The following is a 22,209-nucleotide window of genomic DNA, read 5'->3' on the forward strand; positions in this document are numbered from 1 at the left end:
TCTAAAAAAATCTGAAAAATGGAATCCTATACGGAAAGAATACTGATTACAGGTGCCTTGGGACAAATTGGTACCGAATTGACGAACAGACTTGTTGAAATTCACGGAGCTGATAATGTTGTTGCTTCGGGATTAGACAGATGGCAGGAAGGAATTACTTCTGCCGGACACTATGAAAGAATGGATGTTACCAACACACAACTGGTAAGACAGGTGATCAAAGATTACGATATTACTACAGTGTATCATCTGGCATCACTTTTATCCGGAACCTCGGAAAAGCAGCCTGTTTTTGCGTGGAAACTGAATCTTGAGCCGCTGCTTCATTTTTGTGAAATGGCAAAAGAAGGGCTGCTTAAAAAGATCTTCTGGCCAAGTTCTATTGCTGTCTTTGGAAAAGGAATTCCAAAGCATGAGGTGGGACAGGACGTAGTGTTGAATCCGACAACGGTTTATGGGATCTCCAAAATGGCAGGGGAGAAGTGGTGTGAATACTATTTCGATAAATATGGTGTGGATGTAAGAAGTATCAGGTATCCCGGATTGATCTCATGGAAAACTCCGGCAGGAGGTGGAACTACCGACTATGCTGTTGAGATTTTTTATAAGGCCATTGAAGATGGAAAATATACAAGTTTTATTTCCGAAGATACAGGAATGCCAATGTTGTATATGGATGATGCCATCAATGCAACCTTGAAATTAATGGACGCTCCGAAAGAAAGTTTATCCGTTCGCTCTTCTTATAATTTAGGGGGAATGTCATTTACTCCAAAAGAACTGGCAGCAGAAATCAAAAAAGAAATTCCGGATTTTACGATTGATTATAACCCGGATTTCAGACAGGCAATTGCAGATTCGTGGCCGGCTTCTATTGATGATTCAGTAGCGAAAAAAGACTGGGGTCTGACGTATGATTTCGGAATTTCTGAAATGACGAAGGATATGATCAAGAATTTAAAGGTAAAACTAAGTAAGGATTAACAATGTAAAGTAATACTTTAATTGATAATTATTTTAACGTCTGATTTTTAATATTTTATAGAATTTATATAAAATTTAATTTAAATGGTATTATTAACTTTTAACATCACGGAAATTGAAGCTGAAGTAAAAAGCGGCCCCCAACTTACTGATGATGAGCGATTGAAAATCACAGAAAATAATACCAGAGCAATTCTTAGAATTTTAGATATTCATGATATCAAATCAAGTTTTTTTGTAGAGATTTCTCTTGTCGGAAAACTTCAAAATTTAATAAAAGCAATTTCATCCAAAGGGCATGAAATTGCTTTTTATAATGAAGACTCAAATCCTGAAGAAATTGAAAATGCCAAAAAAAATATTCAGGATCTTTTGGAAAAACAGATCAGGGGAATCCGCCAAAAAGAGGTAAAGGTTTCACAGGAAATTTTGAAACTGATGGAATTTAATTATGTCTCCAATATTGACAATGCGGATATTCTTTTTCCTTTCAAAAGACTCAGAAGAGATACGGAAATTACAGAAGAGGATGGATTGAGTATTGTCCCGGAAAGTATCTCTCCGTACAGTCAGCTTCCTTATAATGATTTTGTGTTTCAGATCCTTCCGATGAAGTATTACCAGAATATGGTGCTGGAAACCTTACAGAATGAAGAGTTTGTGCTGATCTATCTGAACACCTGGCAGTTTACAGACTTTAAGAAATACCGTTTTGATATCCCATTTTACCGAAGCTTATTTTCGGGCAAAAAAATGGAGGACAAATTAGATGCCCTCCTTACTTTTCTCAATGACAGGGAAATGGCGACTTCCCGTATGAAAGATTATATTTTTTAGGTTGCAGGTGTTGGGTGGCAGATATTAGGTAATAGGTTTCAGGTTAAAGGGATTAGGAGTTTGAGTTTGAGAGTGGGAACGTTTGAGAGTTTGAGAGTGGGAATGTTTGAGGGTTTAAGGTTGTGGGTAAGCAGGAACAAAAAAAACGTAACTCGCAACCAAAGAACCAGCAACAAAATAACCTGCAATCAGTAACCAGCAACTCGAAACTCAAAACAAAATTAACTCGCAACCAAACAACTTGCCACTCGTATCCCGCACCCTAATTCAACTCAAAAAGTGTAATCTCAGGCAGTACACCCACTCTTCCCGGGTATCCAAGCACTCCAAATCCTCTGTTGACATACAGCAGTTTTCCTTCACTTTCGTATAAATCGGCCCATTTTGGGTATTTGTATTGTACCGGTGACCATTTTACATTTTTAAGATCCAAGCCAAACTGCATACCATGCGTGTGTCCCGAAAGGGTAAGATGGATGTTTGAGGGATGTTTTTTCACTACGTAATCAAAATGGGTAGGGTCGTGGCTCATTAAAATTTTGGTGGCAGATTCCGGTACGTCTTTTAAAGCATCATCTATTTTACCAAACTGTGGGAATGGTTTTAATCCCCAGTTTTCAACCCCTAAAATGTAAAGTTTCTCGCCGTTTTTTTCAATTACCCGATGCTCATTTCTCAACATGTCGAAACCGGCCTGCTTTTCATAACTGATCAATGTTTCAAGGTTTTCTTTTTTTGCAGCAGGTGATGCCCATGTTACATAATCTCCGTAATCGTGGTTTCCTAATACGGCGAATTTGCCGTCTTTAGCCTGAATTTTTGAAAATAAAGGGATGAAAGGTTTGAACTCATCTGCAACATTATTCACCATATCTCCGGTAAATAATACCAAATCAGGCTTCTGTTCATTGATCAGTTCAATGGCGTGCTGCAGCTTATCCGGATCAGAGAAGCTTCCACTGTGAACATCAGAAATCTGGATGATTTTGTAGCCTTTAAAGCTGTTTGGAAGATTGGCAAAATTTACTCTTACCCTTCTTACTTTATGTCTGTACTTTCCAAAAGTAATTCCGTCGATGAAAAGAGCAGAAAGAACGCCGCTCATTCCCAGTCCTACCAGGCTCAGAAACTTCCTTCTTTCCGGGAAGAAATTTTCTGATGGTTTTGCAAAGCCAATCAGGTAGCCCCCGGTTCTTATGATATCATCAATTAATAAAAACAGGACCACGAAAATTTTAGGAAGGATAAAAATTAAAAACAAAGAAATCATAATCTGGGCCCTTACCATACTTCGGTCTGATCTCTGGTAGTGGGTGACTTCATAAGCGAAAATTGCGTATACAGCTAATGATAGTGCCCAATACCCGATTCTGATCCAGGAATTATCGGTAAGAGTTCTTACAGCCTGATAAATATAAACTTCCAGAAACAGGAAAATTCCTGCGATGATTAAAAAATTCTTTTGCATGTCTGATCAAAAAAAGCACAAAGAATAAACTTCCCTGTGCTTTATATTTTTTTTGTTGTCCCGTCCTGAAATAGCGATACACAAAAAAACAATCGTTATGGAAGAAAACTTAGAAACGCGCTATGTCAAGCGTACCCAGAAAGATTACAGTTTGAATTTGAAACTTCAAATTGTAAGAGAAATAGAAACGGGAAAATCAGGAATTACAGACAGTCGGAAAAAATATGGTATACAAGCACGCTCAACAATTGTTAGTTGGTTGAGAAAATATGGTACCTTTGATTGGGAATACCAAACACCATTTACCATGAAAAAGACTCCTGAACAGCGTATCATGGAATTAGAGGCAGAAGTTAAAGTGCTTGAAAAACAGAAAGCATTTTTAGAGAAACAGGCTTACATTGCTGATAAAAAAGCTATATTTTTTGATATGATGATAAATCTTGCTGAGAAAGAATATGATATTGATATCAGAAAAAACTCATCACCCGAACAATCACCAACTTCCGCAGTGAAGAAAAAGAAACCATAGTTTTTACCTGCGAATTGTTCGGGTTGGATAGACAAGTCTATTACAGAAGTATCCGAGGATATAAACGCTCACAAAGCAAAGCATTAAAAGTAATAACCCTCGTAGAAGATATCCGCATAAAAATGCCAAAATTAGGAGGTCGAAAGCTATATTTTATTTTGAGGGAACCTTTAAGATCTCTGAAAATAGGAAGGGATAAGTTCTTTGATATTTTGAGAGCTAATCATTTATTGATCACATCAAAGAGAAGCTATCATATCACAACCAATTCTCATCATAGATTCAGAAAACATAAAAATCTGATTTTGGAGTACTGTATCAACAAACCCAACCAGGTGTGGGTAGCAGATATTACCTATATTGGAAACAGGAAAAAACCGAGTTACTTAAGTCTGATAACTGATGCTTATTCTAAGAAAATTGTAGGTCACTATGTTGCAGATAATCTCAATACGGAAAGTAGCCTGATGGCATTGAAAAAGGCATTAAAGAACAATAAAACTGATAAAGAATCATTGATTCATCACTCTGACAGGGGATTGCAATATTGCTCAAATGAGTATCAGAAAATATTGATAAAGCATAAGATAAAATGCAGTATGACACAGAACTCTGATCCTTATGAAAATGCTATTGCAGAGAGAGTAAATGGTATTTTAAAACAGGAATTCGATATTGATAAATATGATATTGAGACTTCAATGAGAAGAAAAATTGTGGAGCAATCCATTAGCATCTATAATGAGTTCAGACCACATTTTTCAAATCATTATTTAACACCAAATCAAATGCATGAACAGTCCAAATTAAAAATGAAAACTTATAAAACAAAAAACCAAAGCAAAAGTAAATTTACTCTGGTTTAATTATTTATTTTTATCCTTTAATTTGTATCATTATTTCAGGACTAGTCATGTTATTAAATATTTTTAAGGAAATCTGTAAACGACAGCATTGATGTTCATTCCGGCACCTACCGAAGTCATCACAATGTTGCCTTTTTCTTTAAACGATTGACCCTCCATTTTTCCTTTAATTATTAAATCATACATGGTAGGAATGGTCGCTACAGAAGTGTTCCCAAGATCCTGAATCGTCATAGGAGAAATAGAATGATCATATTCTTTTACGTCATAAAGCCTGTGAAGTCTCTCAATCATGGCGTAATCCATTTTAGCATTAGCCTGGTGGATTAAGATTTTGTCTATATCTTCAATAGAAAGACCTGCATCTGTAATGGTGTCTTTGATGGCAACCGGTACGTTTTTAAGAGCGTATTCGTAGATTTTTCTTCCCAGCATTCTTACATAAAGGCGTTTCTGATCTACTTCTTTATTGATGGAGGGCTGGTTTTCAAGATAGTTTAATTCCGGTCCGTTGTCACAGATTGTATTATGTGCAATAATTCCTACACTCTCGTCATCTGTTGCCTGTACTACTACCGCTCCGGCACCGTCAGCGAAAATCATTCTGTTTCTGTCATGCGGATCTGTTACTCTGCTTAATGTTTCACCTCCGATCACGAGAATTGTTTTAGCAACTTTCGCTTTAATAAGGTTATCCGCTAAAATCATTGCTTCAACCCATCCCGGACATCCGAAAAGCATATCATACGTTACGCATTTTCTGTTTGTAATCCCCAGTTTATTTTTTACTCTTGCTGCCATAGTAGGCATGAAATCAGCATATCCATTTTCGGTAACTTCCCCGAAATTGCTTGCATAGATAATATAATCCAATTGTTCGCCGTCTACTTTTGCGTCTTCAAGAGCAATTTTTGCAGCTTCATAACCGATTTGTGAATTGGAAAGATTATCCTCAATGAATCTCCTGTTTTCGATTTCTGTAATCTCTACAAATTTCGCAATGGTCTCTTCCACAGGCTTTTCAATCTTTACCCCATCTTCACTATAAAATTCAGAATTCATGAAGTAATCTCTACCAATAACTCTGTTCGGGATATAAGATCCAGAGCCAATAATGATCGTATTCGGCATTCGTTTATATGATTTTTTTAAAGATGCAAAGTTAATAATTAATATTAATAACGAAGAATTAAAAATATTATTAAATTTGCAAAAATTGTACTTTACAATCTATGAAAAACAACTCGTCCTTAAAAGGCTTACTTATTGCAGCTGTGGCGTTTATCGTTGCCTTTGGGATCTACTTCCTTTTTTTAGCCAAGAAGAATTATTATGTTGTAGATAATCCTACCCCGAATACGTATTACTTTAAGATCAATAACGGATCTGAAGGAATTATTTCTGCGGGGCAGTATGTGCATGTGGATTTGAATAAAGGGAAAAACTCTATTCAGGTTTTTGATCAGAACAAAAAAATGCTGTACGATTCGGCATTTGAAGTAAACAAACTTCGTGGACTGATTAATATTACACACCAGGATTACTACGTAAATGATCAGTATTACGGATATAATCTTAAAAAAGATTCGTTGCTGGCAAATCTTGATAAAACCGTTATTGACGGAAAGGATTATTACGGAGGAGCAAGACGCTTCAATAAGCTTTACACAGAAGATTTTTACTACAATGTAGATGAAGATTATGACAAAGTGATCAAGAATATCCAGAAAGTGGAATCACGATCTAAAATCTTCAGAAAGCAGGATTACCTAAATTATTACAAAGAATATTACAAGTTTTAAGTTTTGACAAAAGATATCACCAAAGTTACTCCCTACAATTCAGAGGCTACAAAAAAAAGCCAGGTAGAGGATATGTTCGACAACATTGCACCGAAGTACGACCTTCTGAACCATGTTTTATCCATGAAAATTGACGTTCTGTGGAGGAATAAACTGGTAAGATGGATGAAAAATGATAATCCGCAGGAAGTGCTGGATGTGGCTACAGGAACGGGAGACCTGGCAATTACCATTGAAAAAGGAACCGGTTCTAAAGTAGTTGGATTAGATTTATCACAACAAATGCTCAATGTTGGCGTTATTAAAATAAAAAAACTTAAATTAGACGGCAAAATTTCCATGCAAAAAGGAGATGCGGAAAATTTACCTTTCGAGGACAATAGATTTGATGCTGTTTCCGTTGCATTTGGAGTAAGGAATTTTGAAAACCTTACCAAAGGTTTGGCAGAGTTAAGAAGAGTAGTTAAAGATAACAAGAGTGTTTATATACTGGAGTTTTCAAAGGTTGAGGGGTTCATGGGACCATTTTATATGTTTTATTTCAAAAATATATTACCTGCTATCGGCAGATTGGTTTCTAAGGATAATAGGGCGTATACATACCTTCCGGATTCTGTAAATGCTTTTCCTTTCGGGGAGAAGATGAAGCAAATTCTTTTAGATACGGGATTTAAGAAAGTTGAATATAAAAAATTAAGTTTAGGTATAGCCACAATTTATAAAGCAACAAAGTAACCTATGAATAAATTTCTATTAAAAGCACTGGTTTTAACCTCAGTAAATGTTGCCGTTTTTGCAAACGCGCAATTCAGAACCCGAAACAGAATGGATAAGTTGGAAGATTTCGACGAGCAGAAATTCAGTTGGGGGTTTTATTTGAACGGGAACAGACTGGATTACCGCATTGTTTTGCATCCAAAGTACGGGATGAATGATAATGAAAACCTTGTTACCTCTAAGGAAAGTTATAGTTTCGGTGCCGGGCTTATTGCAAAATGGAGACTGAATGACTATCTTGACGTAAGAATAGAGCCAGGTTTACAGTTTGCACAAAGACAGTTGACTTTTAATACACAATCCAATGACATTTATGCGGGCGGATCTTTAACCAATCCCCCTTTTATGCCATTTCCTTTACAGGAAAAGGATAAAGTAAGAGAAATTAAATCTACTTTGATTGATATTCCGGTACTTTTGGAACTTCACGGACAAAGATGGTACAATTCAAGACCTTACGTTGCTGCAGGGGTAAACTATGTAGTAAACCTTCAGTCTAACGCAACTTCCACTGATGACAACATGCAGGGAATTTACAGATCTACTACCCACAACTTTGCATGGTCTGCAGAAATGGGGATCCAGTTTTATTTCAACAAATTTAAACTGACTCCTGCCGTCAGAGGAACATTCTTCATGAACAATGAAAAAGTGGCGGATAATGCTACCACACCTCCTTACTGGTCATCTGCAATTTCTACACTGCAGACTAGAGCGGTAATGTTTGTTCTGAAATTTGAATAAAATAATGTATTGAAAAATATACAGGAGGTGCTCTGGCGCCTCCTTTTTTATTTGTATTTCAAAATATAGAGCGTTTTATTTTTGTTAGTGTTATTATTTTTTTATTTTTGCTTTTAGTTAGAATATACAAACCTGAAATGCTTCAAGATTTAGAAAACAATTTTTCAGAATTAGAGAGAAAGATTTTGACTCTGCAAAAGAACTATAAAAGTCTTACGGAAAATTTAAAAGAATTAAATATTGAGCATGAAGAGTTGAAGAAGAAATATGATGAGGAAAGAAGAAAAAATCAGGTATTAGCAGAAGAACAAAAAAATATAAAACTTTATTCAGCAATATCAGGAAATCCTGAACACAATAGATTAATGAAAAACCATATCAACAGATTGGTGAAAGAAATTGATTTCTGTATTGCTCAGCTTCAAAACAGTGGATTATAATGGAGGTAAGGAGAATAACCGTCAACATTGCAGGAAGAGTATATCCGCTGAACGTACCGGCAGCAGAGGAAGAAACTTTGCGTAAAGTAGGAAAGCAGATCGAGAATATGATTAAAGATTTTGAACAAAACTTCGATGTAAGAGATAAACAGGATGCTTTGGCAATGTGTGCCCTTAAACTGGGAACCAATGCAGAAGTAGTTTCTCTTAACTACGAGAAAAATATTAATTCAACCAACGAAAGGTTAACACAGATTAATCAGTCGTTGAATGAAATCGGGAAATAGATTTTTTTTCCTGAAAAATTACTGCCTACAATAATTCTAACACATTAAAGGTAAACTCAACGCTAAACAATTACCGAACAAATGTCCATCGAATGGCGTGCCGGTTTTCCGGATTACAGACAGTGGAAATCAGTTCAAATCGTGTTGATTAGGAGTTTACTCTCAATCTCTGGATTATTGTGGGCTTTTTTTATTTAAAAGATATGAATACAATTAAAACTCAATATATATTATGATAGAAGTTATAGTCGGTGTTGTTTGTTTAGTAATCGGAGCTGTAGTGGGAATGTTTTTTTCCAGAAGTTCTCTGAATACTAAAGCAAAATTCATCATAGATGATGCTAAGAAAAATGCCGAAAACCTTATAGAAAAAGCTAACGTTCAAGCTGAATCCATAAAGAAAGAAAAGAACCTTCAGGCTAAAGAAAAATTCCTGGAACTGAAATCACAGCATGACGCTGATATTCAGATCCGTGAAAAGAAAATGCAGGAAGTTGAAAAGAGAACGAAAGACAAGGAACATAAACTGAATGACGAGCTTAGCAAAATTGGAAAACTTGAAAAAGATTTAGATAAGCAGATCGCAGATTACGCTAAGAAAAACGAAATTCTGGAAAGAAAACAGCAGGAATTGGATGTAGCCACGGCTAAGAAAGTAGAAATACTTGAAAAAATCTCTAATTATACGGCTGAGGAAGCGAAGGCAGAATTGGTAGAAACCATGAAAGCAGAAGCTAAAACAAGAGCACAGGCACATGTTCAGGGCATTATGGAAGAAGCTCAGCTGAATGCCAAAAATGAAGCAAGAAAAATTGTTATCCAAACGATTCAAAGAATCGGAACCGAGCAGGCTATCGAAAATTCAGTATCAGTTTTCAACATTGAGTCTGATGAAGTAAAAGGTAGAATTATCGGTAGGGAAGGTAGAAATATCCGTGCTCTGGAAGCCGTAACAGGAGTAGAGATCATCGTTGATGATACTCCGGAAGCGATTCTTCTTTCGTGCTTTGATCCGGTAAGAAGAGAAATTGCGAGACTGTCACTTCACAGATTGGTTACCGATGGTAGAATTCACCCGGCAAGAATCGAAGAAGTAGTAGAAAAAACAAGAAAACAGATCGAAGAGGAAATCATTGAGGTAGGTAAGAGAACCATTATCGATTTAGGAATCCACGGATTACACCCTGAGCTGATCAAAATCATAGGGAGAATGAAATACCGTTCTTCTTACGGACAAAACTTACTGCAGCACTCAAGAGAAGTTGCCAATATTGCTGCAACCATGGCTGCTGAGCTAGGGCTGAACGTAAAATTAGCAAAAAGAGCAGGTCTTCTGCACGATATCGGGAAAGTTCCTGAGCAGGAATCAGAATTACCACACGCATTGTTAGGAATGCAGTGGGCTGAGAAATACGGAGAAAATCCGGAAGTCGTGAACGCTATTGGAGCTCACCACGATGAAATTGAAATGAAATCATTATTATCTCCGATCATTCAGGTGGCGGATGCAATCTCAGGAGCAAGACCGGGAGCAAGAAGACAAGTGCTGGAATCTTATATCCAGAGATTAAAAGACCTTGAATCTGCAGCATTAAGCTTCGATGGAGTATCCAGTGCTTATGCCATCCAGGCGGGTAGAGAACTGAGAGTAATGGTAGAGAGCGGAAAAGTGAATGATGAAGTAGCTTCTCAGCTTTCTTACGACATCTCCGAGAAAATTCAGAATGAGCTGACTTATCCGGGGCAGGTAAAAGTAACGGTAATCAGAGAAACGAGAGCTGTCAATATTGCCAGATAATAATCCAAAAAAGATATTTGATAAAAACCTTTCAAGAAATTGAAAGGTTTTTTATTTTTATCAAAACTTAAAAATGCAAGAACTGTCCGTGTCTTCAAAACTGAAGTACATTTTCTCTATTCCCGTTATTATTTCCGCCCTTGGCTATTTTGTAGATATCTATGACCTTCTTTTATTTGGCATCGTTAGAATACCCAGCTTAAAAGCATTGGGGCTTAATCCTGATGCAGATGGAACCTTTATTCTGAACTGCCAGATGGTGGGGCTTCTTCTCGGAGGTGTTTTCTGGGGAATTTTCGGAGACAAAAAAGGGCGGCTTTCCGTACTCTTTGGATCTATCCTGGTATATTCCCTGGCAAATATTGCCTGTGGCTTCCTGCCTTACTTCCCCAAAGAGCATTTAGTATACCAATATGCCGGGTTAAGATTTATTGCCGGTATTGGGCTTGCCGGAGAGCTTGGAGCAGGAATTACACTGGTTTCTGAAAGTCTCCCGAAGAACTTAAGAGCGATAGGAACCTCAGTGGTGGCAGGTTTTGGATTAATGGGTGCTGTGGTAGCTCAGCTTACCGTTGAATTGGCGGGCGGCTGGAATATCTCTTACATTATTGGAGGAATAATGGGAATTTTACTGTTGCTCCTGCGAATCAGCGTTTCCGAATCAGGAATTTATAAGAATATGGAACATAAAAACATCTCCAAAGGAAATTTCCTGTCCTTTTTTACCCATAAAGACCGGCTGATAAGATATTTAAAATGTATTGCGGTAGGATTGCCGACATGGTATTGCATAGGAATTCTGGCGGTTCTGGCCAATCAGTTTGCTCCTGAATTAGGAATTAAAGAGATCAATCCCGGAAAAGCAATTATGTGGGCGTATGTGGGGATTTCCGTCGGTGATTTGTTGAGTGGTTTTATTTCCCATGCTTTAAAATCCCGTAAAATGGCTATTTTTTATATGCTGATCTTTACCCTGATCGGAGTAGGCGTCATGCTGTTCGGGAATACCAACACAGAAATGAAATATTATCTGTTTTGTATATGGCTTGGCTTTGGAACAGGTTATTGGGCAATGTTTGTTACGCTGGCTGCAGAACAGTTTGGGACCAATATCAGAAACACAGCAACGACAACCGTACCGAATATGGTAAGAGGTCTTGTACCGGTCATGATTTTGGCTTTTGACACTCTTAAAGGCCATTTTCCGGTAGTAGAAAGTGCGGCGATAATAGGAGTCGTGGTATTTGGGCTGGCATTTTACTCCTCACTTACGATTTCTGAAACCCACGACAGAGACCTTGAATTTACAGAGTAATTTAAGTTGTTTAAAAAAAGCTAACATTGTATTTACTTATTTCAATGTAATAATTACATTAAAATCAACAAATTATTAACTTTTATACTAATTTTTGTTGCGTGTAATTAATATTTGTTTAACTTTGAAATGTAACTAAAAACTATATTGTATAATCAAACTAAATCTCATGAACATTATGAAAAACGCTAAAAAACTAAGAAAACAAGATCTGAAAAATATCACTGGAGGAATAAGTGGAAACCCTGATTTGTCTCTTTGCGGATGCAGCTGCTCAGGAGCAGTAACAGGACCATGGTATTGCGTACAGTATATCGGTTGTCCACAGGTATATACTTGTGGTGAAGTTTAAGAAATTATTTCAATATGAAATAAACATTTCCACATTTAATGCAAGAGCCTTTTGGAGTTTCAAAAGGCTTTTGTTATGGGGAAAAGTTGTGTAAAGTGTCCGTTAAGGCAACCACTGAACTTAAGCGCTGACGATAAACGATGTTGAATTAACACAATCTACATCAGATATATGTATGTTGTTGATTGTTGTTTTTTTATCTTTCCCTGCAACCTTGTAAAAGGTTATTTTTAAAAAGTATGAATATTGCTGGATAAAGTTTTTAAGTACTAATTATTTGAAATAATTAACCTGTAATGTAAGCCAGGCTTCCTATACTGATCACTGCCCATAGCAGTATGGCCGTAAGTAAAGGTTTAAATCCTATAGACTTCAGCGTTTGAATGGAAAGGGTAGAGCCAATAAAAAATAAGGTCAGGTTCAGGCCGGATTTGGCCAGAGCAGTAATGGATGTATTTACTTGTTCCGGAAAAGGCAGGTACGTATTAAGCAGGATAGCCATGATAAAATATCCGATAAACCATGGAATTTTTATTTTAGACTCTTTATTTTTAAAAATAAACATGGTAATGATGGAAACCGGAATAATCCATAAGGCACGGGCCAGCTTTACGGTGGTAGCTATTTTCAGAGCTTCATTACCATATTTGCCGGCAGCCCCCACTACAGAACTTGTGTCATGAATGCCTACAGCACACCAAAGTCCAAACTGCTCCTGGGAAAGATTCAGGAGATGCCCTACCACCGGATAAACAAACAACGCAACTGAATTTAAGGTAAAAACAATAGCAAGTGCAAGGGAAATCTGTTTTGTATCAGGTTTAATAATAGGAGAAACCGCTGCAATAGCGCTCCCGCCACAAATAGCCGTTCCCGCAGAAAGAAGGTAAGATAAAGATCTTTCCAGCTTAAATATTTTACCCAGAAAATATCCTAAAACCATTACCGTAACAATACTGACAACAGTTAACATCAGACCGGTTTTTCCGGCGTGAAGGGCTTCGTCCAGTTTCAGCCCGAATCCCAGACCTACAATTGAAATCTGCAGCAATAAATGAATATATCGGTGAAGATGTTTTTCAAAGGGGTTTCCTATAAAGACAGCCAGGGCAAATCCCAAGGCCAGTGCAATAGGTGAAGATATAAATGGTGTAAGGCATACAACAGCCAAAACGATAAAAAATACTTTCCGGGTCATTTCATTTTGTATGAAATCTTTCATAATGCGGACTTTTAAAATCTGCAACAAAATTCCGGAAATTAGTATTACAAAGTAAATTGTATTTTGTTATATTGGATAACTAAAAGTTATAATGTAAAATGTAAAATGTAAAATGTAAAATGTACTTCGGATAATCAACTATAGGCCTGCCATGACATTAAATACTTTTTACATTCATACTTTATACATTGTACAAATTAATTACTCTGCAAATCTCAGAAAAAGTTGAATCAGTTCAGACTGTTCACCTTTAGGCAGAATAAAGTGGAAGTCTCTTTCAATACTGAAGTTTTTAATGTCAATCAGTGTAAGTATATTGTTTTTAAGCTCATTCAGAATGGTGCTGATAGAAAGAAAAGCCATACATTCTGAATGAAGAAGGTAATTTTTAATACTCTCACTGCTCCCCAGCTGTATGACGGTATTCAACTCATTGATATTGACTCCTTTCTCTTTAAGCCGGTTGTGTATAAACTCAAGCGTTCCGGACCCCTGCTCTCTGAATATTAAATCCAGTTGATAAAGGTCTTTTAAAAGTAACGTTTTATGAGCAAGAGGATGATCTGATTTTGCAGCCAGAACAATTTCATCCGGTTTAAAAGTTTTATATTCAAAATAAGAAGACTGAGATTCACCTTCGATAATTCCGAGGTCAATTTTTTCTTCTTTTAAAAGTGATGAAATAGCTTCGGTATTGCCCGTAAGAAGTTCAATCTTAATATCTTTATAGTAAGAATTGAATTTGGCTAAAATTTCAGGTAAAATATACTGTGCAACAGTTGTGCTGGCCCCGATAATCAGTTTCCCCTTATGCTGCTGGTTGATCTGGCTGATCTCAAATTCCATGTCACGGTAGATATTTCTGATCTTCTCAGCATGCTCGTACAGAATCTTTCCGCTTTGGGTCAGCTGGATAGAAGTTCCCTTACGGTCAAATAACTTGGCTCCCACCTGGGTTTCAATCTCTTTGATGTGCTTGGTAACAGCGGGCTGGGAAATATAAAGCTCTTCTGAAGCTTTGGTGAAACTTAATCTTGAAGCTACTGTATGGAACACTTTTAATCTGTAATCGAACATGGGGTAAAATTACGAATTATAGTTGGAAATGGCGAAAAGGAGTTGGTGAGTTGGTGAGTTTGAGGATTTGAGAGTTTGAGGGTTTGAGGGTTTGAGAGTGGAGAGTTTTTGTGTTGAGAGATTTGGGTTTCGGAATATGAGATATGGGATGCAGGATTCGAGGAGTCATTAGCAACAAAAAATAGCCAGCAACGAGTACCAAAAATAACCAGCAACAAAAACAACCTATAAAAAATCCAAAATTGACCTGTCCTGTCGGTTCTCATATCTTCTGTTCTTAGCTTCTCCGATTTTTTGTCGGGTATAAATGCTGTTGTGGCCGGAAAGCAGATAAGAAACGACACAGGCAATAGCCACATACCCGCCACATTCTGCTCCGAATAATTCAATTCCCATCAGCATACAGGCCAAAGGAGTATTGGTAGCTCCTGCAAATACGGCTACAAAGCCCATTCCTGCCAATAATCCGAAAGGCAGAGGAATAAAAAGCGATAAAGCACTGCCCAATGCCGCTCCGATAAAAAACAGGGGAGTGACTTCTCCACCTTTGAATCCTGCCGAAAGTGTGACAATAGTAAAGATCATTTTTAAAGCAAAATCATACAGTGGCAGCTGCTTTTCAAAGGATTCTACAATCACAGGAATTCCTAATCCGATATATCTTGTGGTGCCCATGGCAAAAACAGCCAGTGCAATAATAATTCCTCCCACAACAGGACGAAGCGGGGGATATTTGATTTTCGATTTGAAAAAAGCTCCCATCCAGTGAATGATTTTACTGAAAGCAGCAGCGCAGATTCCGAAAGCTATTCCTGCAAGAATGCTGTAGAGAATCGGTAAAAACTCAAGTTTTGGAATAGAATCAATGTGATAATGGGTGTGTTTTACATTCCAGAGGTCGGTTACCCAGTCCGCGAGAATAGCAGAGGCAAAAGCCGGGAAAATAGCATTGTAGCGAATCCTTCCGATAAGGAAAACCTCAAGACCAAAAACCGCACCCGCCAGGGGAGTTCCGAAAACAGAACCGAATCCGGCAGCAATAGCCGCAATCATCAATATTTTTCTTTCATTGCTGTCAAGCTTAAAAGGTTTCGTAAGCTGATCTGCGATTGCACCTGCCATTTGGAGCGCCGTCCCTTCACGGCCTGCAGAACCTCCGAAGAAATGGGTGATAATCGTCCCTACATATACAAAAGGAGCCATTTTAAACGGAATTCTTCCTTTAGGCTCATGAATGGTATCAATCAGCAGGTTATTTCCGGCCTCTACATCTTTTCCGAGATAATAATAAAGAAGTCCTATCAGGAATCCTGCAGCAGGAAGGAAAGCAATCAGCCAGAGATGATCTTCCCTGAAGTTGGTTGCCCATTCCAATGACTGAAGAAATCCTGCTGAAGCGGTTCCAACCAAAGCACCAATAATAATACTGATAAGAAGCCATTTTAAAATATAAGGCAGAGCCGGAAACTTTCTGAAGAAAAAATGAGTGTGAAAAACTGCTTTTTTAATAAGTGCTCGTTGTTTTTTGGACATCATACTCCTGATTAGTTATTTGTTAATAATCTTTTAATCAGGCGTCATCAGCTTTTGTAAAGCGGTTGGGTAAGGAAGAACACCATTTCCTTTTGATGATACAAATATATGAATTATGATAAAAGATAAAAGATAAAAGATAAAAGATAAAAGATATTATATTAAATATTTGGATATTATCATCAATAGAGGTGGGCTTTTGCCCGACCAAATAATTTAAAGTATTCCATTGGCTTTAGCTTAAATTTAAAAATAGACCAGGGTTTTAATGTGTTGGATAATGTATTGCCTTGTCAATCTCAACCGGATTGTTGTATTTTCGTATGACTTCCTGCATGCTTTTGGTTTGGGTATTCAGCTCATCCACAGTACGGATTTCTTTTCCGTTGATATTAATTTTAAGATCATTGTTGGATTTGCTGAAATTATTTCTCTCAAAAGCAAAAGGATCATTATAAAACTCCATAATCAGTTTATACTTCTGCTTTTCATTGATGGGAATCGCTTTATTTCCGAAATTAGATTCAACAAAGTCATCAGTAGGATACACTTCAGACAGTTCCTGACTTTTAATAAGATGGTAAATAAAATTCTTTTTTGAATCAAAAAGTTCAAAAATTAAACCGGGCAGCCCACGAAATTTAAAAGGTCCTTCATTAAAAGGAATATCTTTACAGAACCAGGCTGTCCAGTTTCTTCCCCCAAATCGCGCGGATGCCTTTTGTAAGGTATAGTTTTCTGCTTTTTTGATTTCATTGGAAATGGTCCAGTTTATTTTATCTGTGGTTTTGAAAAAATAATATCCGTTTTTAATATTGATGAAATTTTCGTTATCAAAAGAATTGATCTTTCTTTTCACAATCTGCCCCGACATATCGGTGTGACTGGTGTTCATCCCGAATTTTTTATTTAAAGAATCTGTTGTGATCAGGTTTCTTCCGTAAAACTTTACCTCTTTGGGCGTAATATCCAGAATCATATTCAGCTTTTCATAAGTGGTCTCTGTAGAATCCATCTTATATTGCAGTTCATAAATAAACCGATGGGTCTGAGCCTGGACGAAAGCTAAAATAAGCAATGCCATTAAGATAAAAATACTTTTCATACAATGTGGTTGGTTTTATTGTTACTGGCTTCCGGTTGTTCTTGATTATTCGCTGTTAAGTTATTAGTTACCCTACAACGTTAACCCTTGAACTTTACATCCCGCATCCCGAAACTCGCTCTCTATAAAAAAGGCTTCATCTCATCTTCAATCTGCGTTCTCAGTTCCATCAGGCGCCTGGCATACATTTCAAGCTGTTTTTCTTCTTGTGTTTCAGGGGTCCATTTAGGGACAGGAAGTTTTTTACCATTCTCATCCACGGCAACAAAAACGATGATACAATGGGTTTTCTTCTCAAAATTCGGCTGCTTAAGGTTTCTTGAAAAAACATTGATCGCAATATGCATGCTTGAAGTACCGGTATAAATTACCTGCGCATCCACTTTTACCACTTCCCCGATTTTGATCGGATCATAAAAACGGATTCCGCCTACATACACGGTGACAGAATAATTGCCACTCCACGTGGTTGCACACGCATAACCGGCCTGATCAATCCATTTCATTACACTTCCTCCATGTACATTGCCTCCGTAATTAACATCTGAAGGTTCCGAAATAAACTGAAAAGTAATAGGCTTGTTCTGCATCTTTATAAAATTTGAATAAAGTTATTTAATAATTTCCAAAGTTTTAGATTAAATCCTACTTTTGAAAGACGAAACTTCAATGGAAGAGAATTTTAACCCATAACAGATTTAGAAATCGTAATGAAGAAAGTATTTTATCTTAATACATGTGATACCTGTAGAAAAATTTTAGCCCAATTTAATCTTAAAGACTGGGAACTCCGCGAAATTAAAAAAGAGCCGCTTACGGAAGAAGAGCTGGCCGAAATGTATAAAAAAACAAAATCATATGAAGTCTTGTTCAGTAAAAAGTCTACTCAGATCAAACTGAGAGAATTGAATCTGAAATCTTTGACGGAAAAAGATTTTAAAGAATTGCTGCTGGATCATTATACCTTCTTAAAAAGACCGGTTTTCTTAACGGATGAGAAAATATTTATAGGCAGTGATAAAAAAAATATTGAAGAATTGAAGATGTATTTTGGATAGGCTGGTTGTAATTCTTTCAGATTTTGTCCGGCGGAAAGGTGTCTTTTGACACCCTTCCACAAATGAAAATCACTGTATACACGGATCATTTGGAAAACTATGTGAATTTATTTCCCAAAAGGCTGTCTCCTATTGTTTACAAATTAGGTGACAGCCTGTTTTACTTTATATGAATATCAACGACTATGTGATATGTTTTCAGCAGGAAAGCCGTCATTCAGCTTATTAATCGGATATAGCCCTAATAGAAATGAGGGTTTTGACGGTAAAGAAGCTGCAATAAATTGGGTCCTTTCATCATTTAAAATCTATGAAAATATTGGATTTTAAATAGAATAAAAAACATCTCTTTATTGTGAATTACTTAAAAAAAAATTTGATTATTATGTTGTGATTAGTTAATTTTTTTTAATTTATATGATTTGTACTATTTATGTGTGTTCTTTTTATATATTTGTCAATCAAAATAAACACACAATGATAAGAAAATTTTTTTTTACCTCCTTATTGGGGGTTGCAGTCTCGGCTTATGGCCAAATTGGGATTAATACCACAAGCCCAGCTTCTACCTTAGATATCAATGCCAAAAATACAACCGGAACTTCTACCAATGTGGACGGTGTTCTAATTACCAGGGTCGACAGACAGAGAGCTCAAAGTATGACCAGTGTTCCTACCTCAACCTTAATATATGTAAACAATATAGCTACAGGAACACAAACAGGTACTGCTTTGAATATTGATACTGTTGGCTATTACTATTATAATGGAACAGCCTGGGTAAAGCTACATAACCCGACCAATGCTACAGATACCAATATTTACAATACAAATGGTACCCTTACCGGAAACCGTACCGTTACACAGGGAGCCAATACATTGGCATTTACGGGAACTGCCACCAATGCTTTTTCTGTGGACGGGAAAAGTTTTTCGGTGGATGCGGCAAATGGCAGAGTAGGAATTGGTACTATTGCTCCTTCATCTGTCTTGTCAGTTCAGAATACAGCAGGATCTACAACCAATACTTTTTCCGTAGGAATTGATAATTGTGGTATTCCATGTAGTCAAGGTATATCAAAAAATATTGCTCTTTATAATTTAAACGGAACCGGCGGGCAGTTTGCAGGGCTGGATTTTATTCCTTCAACTTCGGCAACGGGACTTTCCGGAGCTTCTATTACCGGTATTGACAGGGATGCCACAAACAGTTATGCAGGTTTACAGTTTTTTACAAGAAATTCAACAGATTTTGCACCAAGACTGACCATTAAATCTTCGGGTAATGTAGGAATTGGTACGGTAAGCCCACAAAGGGTATTGGAAGTAAATGCAAATAATAACCCGATCCGATTGTCAAATCTTCAAAGCCTTACAGGAGGAGGGGGAGATTCTAATATTTTGGCCATAGATGCTTCAGGAGACGTAAAAAAAGTACCTTTAAATAATTTACTGGCAGGTCCGGTATCACTGACTCGTATATCAGTAGACTATTCGGCTTCGGGTAATGAATCCGTTATCTGGAGTGGAAGTGTAAGTACAGTTATTGTAACATTGCCTACCCCTGCAGATGATCAGGTAGGAAAATCTGTAACTATTGTTGCATCAGGCTCACAAATTACCTTAGCGGGATCAACCCCAACTGTAAGTAATGCAACAAAATTAACATCTATTGCCGGGGGTAAAAGAGTTACTGTTTTTGCAATCGGAAAAGGGGTATGGGGAAATACAAGTAATGAATGGTGCGTTATTGCAAAAGATTTTTAATTATAGGTTGAAACTATAGTTGATTTCAATATATTTTCAAAAAGTGACCGCAGATTTTTAATCTGCGGTTTTTATTTATTTTATCGGAATGTATTTCTAGTAAATTATACAAACGGAGCTTTCACTACTTTAGCAGGAATATTTTTATTTCTTACCTGAATGAAAATCTCAGATCCTAATTTGAAATAAGGCTTGTCCACATAAGCAAGACCCAAACCGATCTTTTTCATTGGAGACTGTGTTCCTGAAGTTACTTTCCCGATCACATTTCCTTCAGCATCCACCACAGGATAATCGTGTCTTGGAACTCCTTTGTCGGTAAGTTCAAAGCCTACTAATTTTCTTGTAACACCTTCTTCTTTCTGTTTGGCGAAAACATCTTTAGAAACGAAGTCCTTATCAAACTTAGTGATCCATCCTAAGCCAGCTTCAATAGGAGAAGTGGTATCATCGATATCATTTCCGTAAAGGCAGAATCCTTTTTCTAATCTTAAAGTATCTCTTGCAGCCAGTCCGCACGGAATGATTCCTTCTTCTTTACCCGCTTCCATTACGGCATCCCAAAGTTTTTCAGCGCTTGCATTGTTGAAATAAATTTCAAAACCTCCGCTTCCTGTGTATCCTGTGTTTGAAATAATCACATCATTTTCTCCGGCAACACTTCCTACCGTGAAATGATAGTAAGGAATTTCCGAAAGGTTAACTTCTGTAAGCTTTTGAAGAATCTCTGTAGCTTTAGGCCCCTGAACTGCCAATAAAGACATTTCATCAGAAGCATTGGTCATTGCAGCCCCGAAAGTATTGTATTTTGAAATATGGTTCCAGTCTTTGTCAATGTTGGACGCATTTACTACCACGAAATATTTGTCATCTTCCATTTTGTAAACGATAAGGTCATCCACGATTCCCCCGTTTTCGTTGGGAAGGCAAGAATACTGAGCTTTTCCGTTTTCAAGTGCATCTACATTATTGGTAGTGACAAACTGTAAAAGATCTTTTGATCCCGGTCCTTCGATGAAAAACTGTCCCATGTGGGAAACATCAAATAATCCTGCTTTTTCTCTTACGGCAAAGTGTTCTTCTGTAACCCCTGAATATTGAACAGGCATTTCAAAACCTGCGAAAGGTACGATCTTAGCTCCCAAAGAAACATGTTTGTCGTACAAGGCTGTTTTCTTCATATTTAATTTTTATTTCTTTATTTTAAAACTGTTGAAAGTCTCATTGAATTGGGTCATATAGTTTCCGTTCCAGAATTTCTGGCCACAGTTGATGGAAACTAAATATAAGTTTTTGTCTTTTTGAAAAGCTTTGGTGATCCAGAACAGCTTCTCTTTTTCATCAAAATATTCATATAGATATTCTGTATACCCTTTCTGGCTCTTTTTTTCTTTTACTTTATTTTCATCATCGTGTGATTGGTAAAGTGCCAGAACAAATTTTTTGACTTCCGCCTTTGGAAGGGGCAGGTCATGGTATTCCGAGATCGTAACAGCACCTATCTGGCTGGTAGGAAAAATATTGATAATCTCACTGTCGTTCGTGGATTTCCAGCCTTCAGGAACATTGATAGAGTAATTCGGAGTGTCAAATACACCTGCTTTTTGGCCAAAAAACAGACTTCCGATCAAAAGTGCAGAAAAAAGCAATATTTTTTTCATCGTTAAAAATGGTGTTTGTATTCTTCGAGGATGATTTTGAACCATTCCGTAAAGTTTTCAGGATGTTCAGACATCTCTTTATCCAGATCTTCCATGGAAATGAATCGTACTTCTTCCACCTCATCTTTGTTTATATTGTAACCCGCTTCATGATTTCCTACGAATACATGATCAAGCTCGTGTTCCCAGAGACCGCCTCCTACATCTGCCTTATAAATAAAACTGAATTTTTCCGAAAGTTCAGCTTCAATTCCCAGTTCTTCTTTCAGTCTGCGTACGGCTCCTTCCTTGTAGGTTTCCCCTTCTCTTGGGTGTGAGCATACCGCATTGGTCCATTGGTTGGGAGAATGGTATTTCCCTGACGCTCTTTTCTGAAGAAGCATTTCTCCTTTACTGTTGAAAAGAAATACAGAAAAAGCACGGTGTAACAGGCCATTGATGTGAGCCTGCTGCTTTTCCATCAGTCCTAAAACTTCATCCTCAGGATTTACTAAAACGACAAATTCTTCCATTCCTACAAATGTAAGAGTAATAAATGTATTTTGGAAATTTTTAGCTAAACATCATACTTTTTGCTGTAATGG

The 22,209-nt window shown here is 37.1% G+C and carries 24 protein-coding genes and 1 riboswitch; of the genes, 14 read left to right on the forward strand and 10 right to left on the reverse strand.

All coding sequences use genetic code 11. The features are described from left to right. Nucleotides 1–18: 18 nt before the first annotated feature. Nucleotides 19–984: an NAD-dependent epimerase/dehydratase family protein gene (locus tag ACP3T3_RS22265; RefSeq protein ID WP_426477880.1), complete on the forward strand. Its 966-nt coding sequence runs from the start codon at nucleotides 19–21 to the stop codon at nucleotides 982–984. Nucleotides 985–1,068: 84 nt separating this feature from the next. Further along, nucleotides 1,069–1,821 carry a polysaccharide deacetylase gene (locus ACP3T3_RS22270; RefSeq protein ID WP_426477881.1) on the forward strand — a complete coding sequence of 251 codons (753 nt, stop codon included), beginning with the start codon at nucleotides 1,069–1,071 and terminating at the stop codon, nucleotides 1,819–1,821. 262 nt (nucleotides 1,822–2,083) lie between these two features. Here ACP3T3_RS22270 and ACP3T3_RS22275 read toward each other — a convergent pair whose 3' ends face one another. Further along, complete coding sequence (locus ACP3T3_RS22275) at nucleotides 2,084–3,289, reverse strand: metallophosphoesterase (protein ID WP_426477882.1); 1,206 nt, start codon at nucleotides 3,287–3,289, stop codon at nucleotides 2,084–2,086. A gap of 97 nt (nucleotides 3,290–3,386) precedes the next feature. Here ACP3T3_RS22275 and ACP3T3_RS22280 point away from each other — a divergent pair, with 97 nt between their 5' ends. Then, entirely contained in the window at nucleotides 3,387–3,821 is a 435-nt protein-coding gene (locus ACP3T3_RS22280; RefSeq protein ID WP_426476642.1) for a transposase, read from the forward strand. 23 nt (nucleotides 3,822–3,844) lie between these two features. Next, nucleotides 3,845–4,687, forward strand: a complete 843-nt coding sequence (locus tag ACP3T3_RS22285; RefSeq protein WP_426476643.1) for an IS3 family transposase — start codon at nucleotides 3,845–3,847, stop codon at nucleotides 4,685–4,687. A gap of 63 nt (nucleotides 4,688–4,750) precedes the next feature. Here the strand turns inward: ACP3T3_RS22285 and ACP3T3_RS22290 are convergent, their stop codons facing one another. Continuing rightward, complete coding sequence (locus ACP3T3_RS22290) at nucleotides 4,751–5,818, reverse strand: 3-oxoacyl-ACP synthase III family protein (RefSeq protein ID WP_426477883.1); 1,068 nt, start codon at nucleotides 5,816–5,818, stop codon at nucleotides 4,751–4,753. Between the two features lie 101 nt (nucleotides 5,819–5,919). Between ACP3T3_RS22290 and ACP3T3_RS22295 the strand changes: the two genes are divergently transcribed. The 8 genes from ACP3T3_RS22295 to ACP3T3_RS22330 all read left to right on the forward strand — a co-directional run bounded on the left by ACP3T3_RS22295 (nucleotide 5,920) and on the right by ACP3T3_RS22330 (nucleotide 12,202). Continuing rightward, nucleotides 5,920–6,489, forward strand: a complete 570-nt coding sequence (locus tag ACP3T3_RS22295; protein ID WP_034695976.1) for a hypothetical protein — start codon at nucleotides 5,920–5,922, stop codon at nucleotides 6,487–6,489. A gap of 72 nt (nucleotides 6,490–6,561) precedes the next feature. Further along, the gene (ubiE, locus tag ACP3T3_RS22300; RefSeq protein WP_238590583.1) at nucleotides 6,562–7,224 is read left to right on the forward strand and encodes a bifunctional demethylmenaquinone methyltransferase/2-methoxy-6-polyprenyl-1,4-benzoquinol methylase UbiE; all 663 of its coding nucleotides are present in this window, start codon (nucleotides 6,562–6,564) and stop codon (nucleotides 7,222–7,224) included. A gap of 3 nt (nucleotides 7,225–7,227) precedes the next feature. Beyond that, a complete protein-coding gene (locus ACP3T3_RS22305) occupies nucleotides 7,228–8,010 on the forward strand; it encodes a porin family protein (RefSeq protein ID WP_105683631.1) in 783 nt (260 codons plus the stop codon). A 137-nt stretch (nucleotides 8,011–8,147) separates the two neighbouring features. Then, a complete protein-coding gene (locus tag ACP3T3_RS22310) occupies nucleotides 8,148–8,450 on the forward strand; it encodes a hypothetical protein (protein WP_426477884.1) in 303 nt (100 codons plus the stop codon). Beyond that, the gene (locus tag ACP3T3_RS22315; RefSeq protein ID WP_034695967.1) at nucleotides 8,450–8,737 is read left to right on the forward strand and encodes a cell division protein ZapA; all 288 of its coding nucleotides are present in this window, start codon (nucleotides 8,450–8,452) and stop codon (nucleotides 8,735–8,737) included. The genes ACP3T3_RS22310 and ACP3T3_RS22315 overlap by 1 nt, the downstream gene beginning before the upstream one ends. A 232-nt stretch (nucleotides 8,738–8,969) precedes the next feature. Further along, nucleotides 8,970–10,535: a ribonuclease Y gene (gene rny / locus ACP3T3_RS22320; protein WP_426477885.1), complete on the forward strand. Its 1,566-nt coding sequence runs from the start codon at nucleotides 8,970–8,972 to the stop codon at nucleotides 10,533–10,535. Nucleotides 10,536–10,608: 73 nt separating this feature from the next. After that, on the forward strand, nucleotides 10,609–11,850 hold the full coding sequence (locus ACP3T3_RS22325; protein ID WP_426477886.1) for an MFS transporter: 1,242 nt from the start codon (nucleotides 10,609–10,611) through the stop codon (nucleotides 11,848–11,850). Nucleotides 11,851–12,019: 169 nt separating this feature from the next. Further along, a complete protein-coding gene (locus ACP3T3_RS22330) occupies nucleotides 12,020–12,202 on the forward strand; it encodes a hypothetical protein (RefSeq protein ID WP_426477887.1) in 183 nt (60 codons plus the stop codon). 286 nt (nucleotides 12,203–12,488) lie between these two features. Here the strand turns inward: ACP3T3_RS22330 and ACP3T3_RS22335 are convergent, their stop codons facing one another. From ACP3T3_RS22335 to ACP3T3_RS22355, 5 genes are all read right to left on the reverse strand, one after another. Beyond that, on the reverse strand, nucleotides 12,489–13,424 hold the full coding sequence (locus tag ACP3T3_RS22335) for a YeiH family protein (protein WP_426477888.1): 936 nt from the start codon (nucleotides 13,422–13,424) through the stop codon (nucleotides 12,489–12,491). 201 nt (nucleotides 13,425–13,625) lie between these two features. Further along, on the reverse strand, nucleotides 13,626–14,501 hold the full coding sequence (locus ACP3T3_RS22340) for a LysR family transcriptional regulator (protein ID WP_426477889.1): 876 nt from the start codon (nucleotides 14,499–14,501) through the stop codon (nucleotides 13,626–13,628). 225 nt (nucleotides 14,502–14,726) lie between these two features. Next, nucleotides 14,727–16,037, reverse strand: coding sequence for a voltage-gated chloride channel family protein (locus ACP3T3_RS22345; RefSeq protein ID WP_426477890.1), 1,311 nt, complete (start codon nucleotides 16,035–16,037; stop codon nucleotides 14,727–14,729). Between the two features lie 28 nt (nucleotides 16,038–16,065). Next, nucleotides 16,066–16,133: riboswitch (Fluoride riboswitch) on the reverse strand. A gap of 166 nt (nucleotides 16,134–16,299) precedes the next feature. Further along, on the reverse strand, nucleotides 16,300–17,139 hold the full coding sequence (locus tag ACP3T3_RS22350; protein ID WP_426477891.1) for a GLPGLI family protein: 840 nt from the start codon (nucleotides 17,137–17,139) through the stop codon (nucleotides 16,300–16,302). Between the two features lie 122 nt (nucleotides 17,140–17,261). Then, the gene (locus ACP3T3_RS22355) at nucleotides 17,262–17,729 is read right to left on the reverse strand and encodes an acyl-CoA thioesterase (RefSeq protein WP_426477892.1); all 468 of its coding nucleotides are present in this window, start codon (nucleotides 17,727–17,729) and stop codon (nucleotides 17,262–17,264) included. A 120-nt stretch (nucleotides 17,730–17,849) separates the two neighbouring features. Between ACP3T3_RS22355 and ACP3T3_RS22360 the strand changes: the two genes are divergently transcribed. Next, nucleotides 17,850–18,197 (forward strand): arsenate reductase family protein, encoded by a 348-nt coding sequence (locus tag ACP3T3_RS22360; RefSeq protein WP_426477893.1) that lies wholly within the window; start codon nucleotides 17,850–17,852, stop codon nucleotides 18,195–18,197. Nucleotides 18,198–18,674: 477 nt separating this feature from the next. Next, a complete protein-coding gene (locus ACP3T3_RS22365; RefSeq protein ID WP_426477894.1) occupies nucleotides 18,675–19,964 on the forward strand; it encodes a hypothetical protein in 1,290 nt (429 codons plus the stop codon). Nucleotides 19,965–20,068: 104 nt separating this feature from the next. Here ACP3T3_RS22365 and gcvT read toward each other — a convergent pair whose 3' ends face one another. The 3 genes from gcvT to idi are packed head-to-tail and all read right to left on the reverse strand — an operon-like array spanning nucleotide 20,069 to nucleotide 22,137. Further along, nucleotides 20,069–21,145: a glycine cleavage system aminomethyltransferase GcvT gene (gene gcvT / locus ACP3T3_RS22370; protein ID WP_426477895.1), complete on the reverse strand. Its 1,077-nt coding sequence runs from the start codon at nucleotides 21,143–21,145 to the stop codon at nucleotides 20,069–20,071. 9 nt (nucleotides 21,146–21,154) lie between these two features. Beyond that, nucleotides 21,155–21,625, reverse strand: a complete 471-nt coding sequence (locus ACP3T3_RS22375; RefSeq protein ID WP_426477896.1) for a hypothetical protein — start codon at nucleotides 21,623–21,625, stop codon at nucleotides 21,155–21,157. A 2-nt stretch (nucleotides 21,626–21,627) separates the two neighbouring features. Beyond that, a complete protein-coding gene (gene idi, locus ACP3T3_RS22380) occupies nucleotides 21,628–22,137 on the reverse strand; it encodes an isopentenyl-diphosphate Delta-isomerase (protein WP_426477897.1) in 510 nt (169 codons plus the stop codon). Nucleotides 22,138–22,209: the final 72 nt, after the last annotated feature.

The sequence above is a fragment of the Chryseobacterium sp. CBSDS_008 genome, assembly GCF_049959325.1.
Lineage (GTDB): Bacteria > Bacteroidota > Bacteroidia > Flavobacteriales > Weeksellaceae > Chryseobacterium.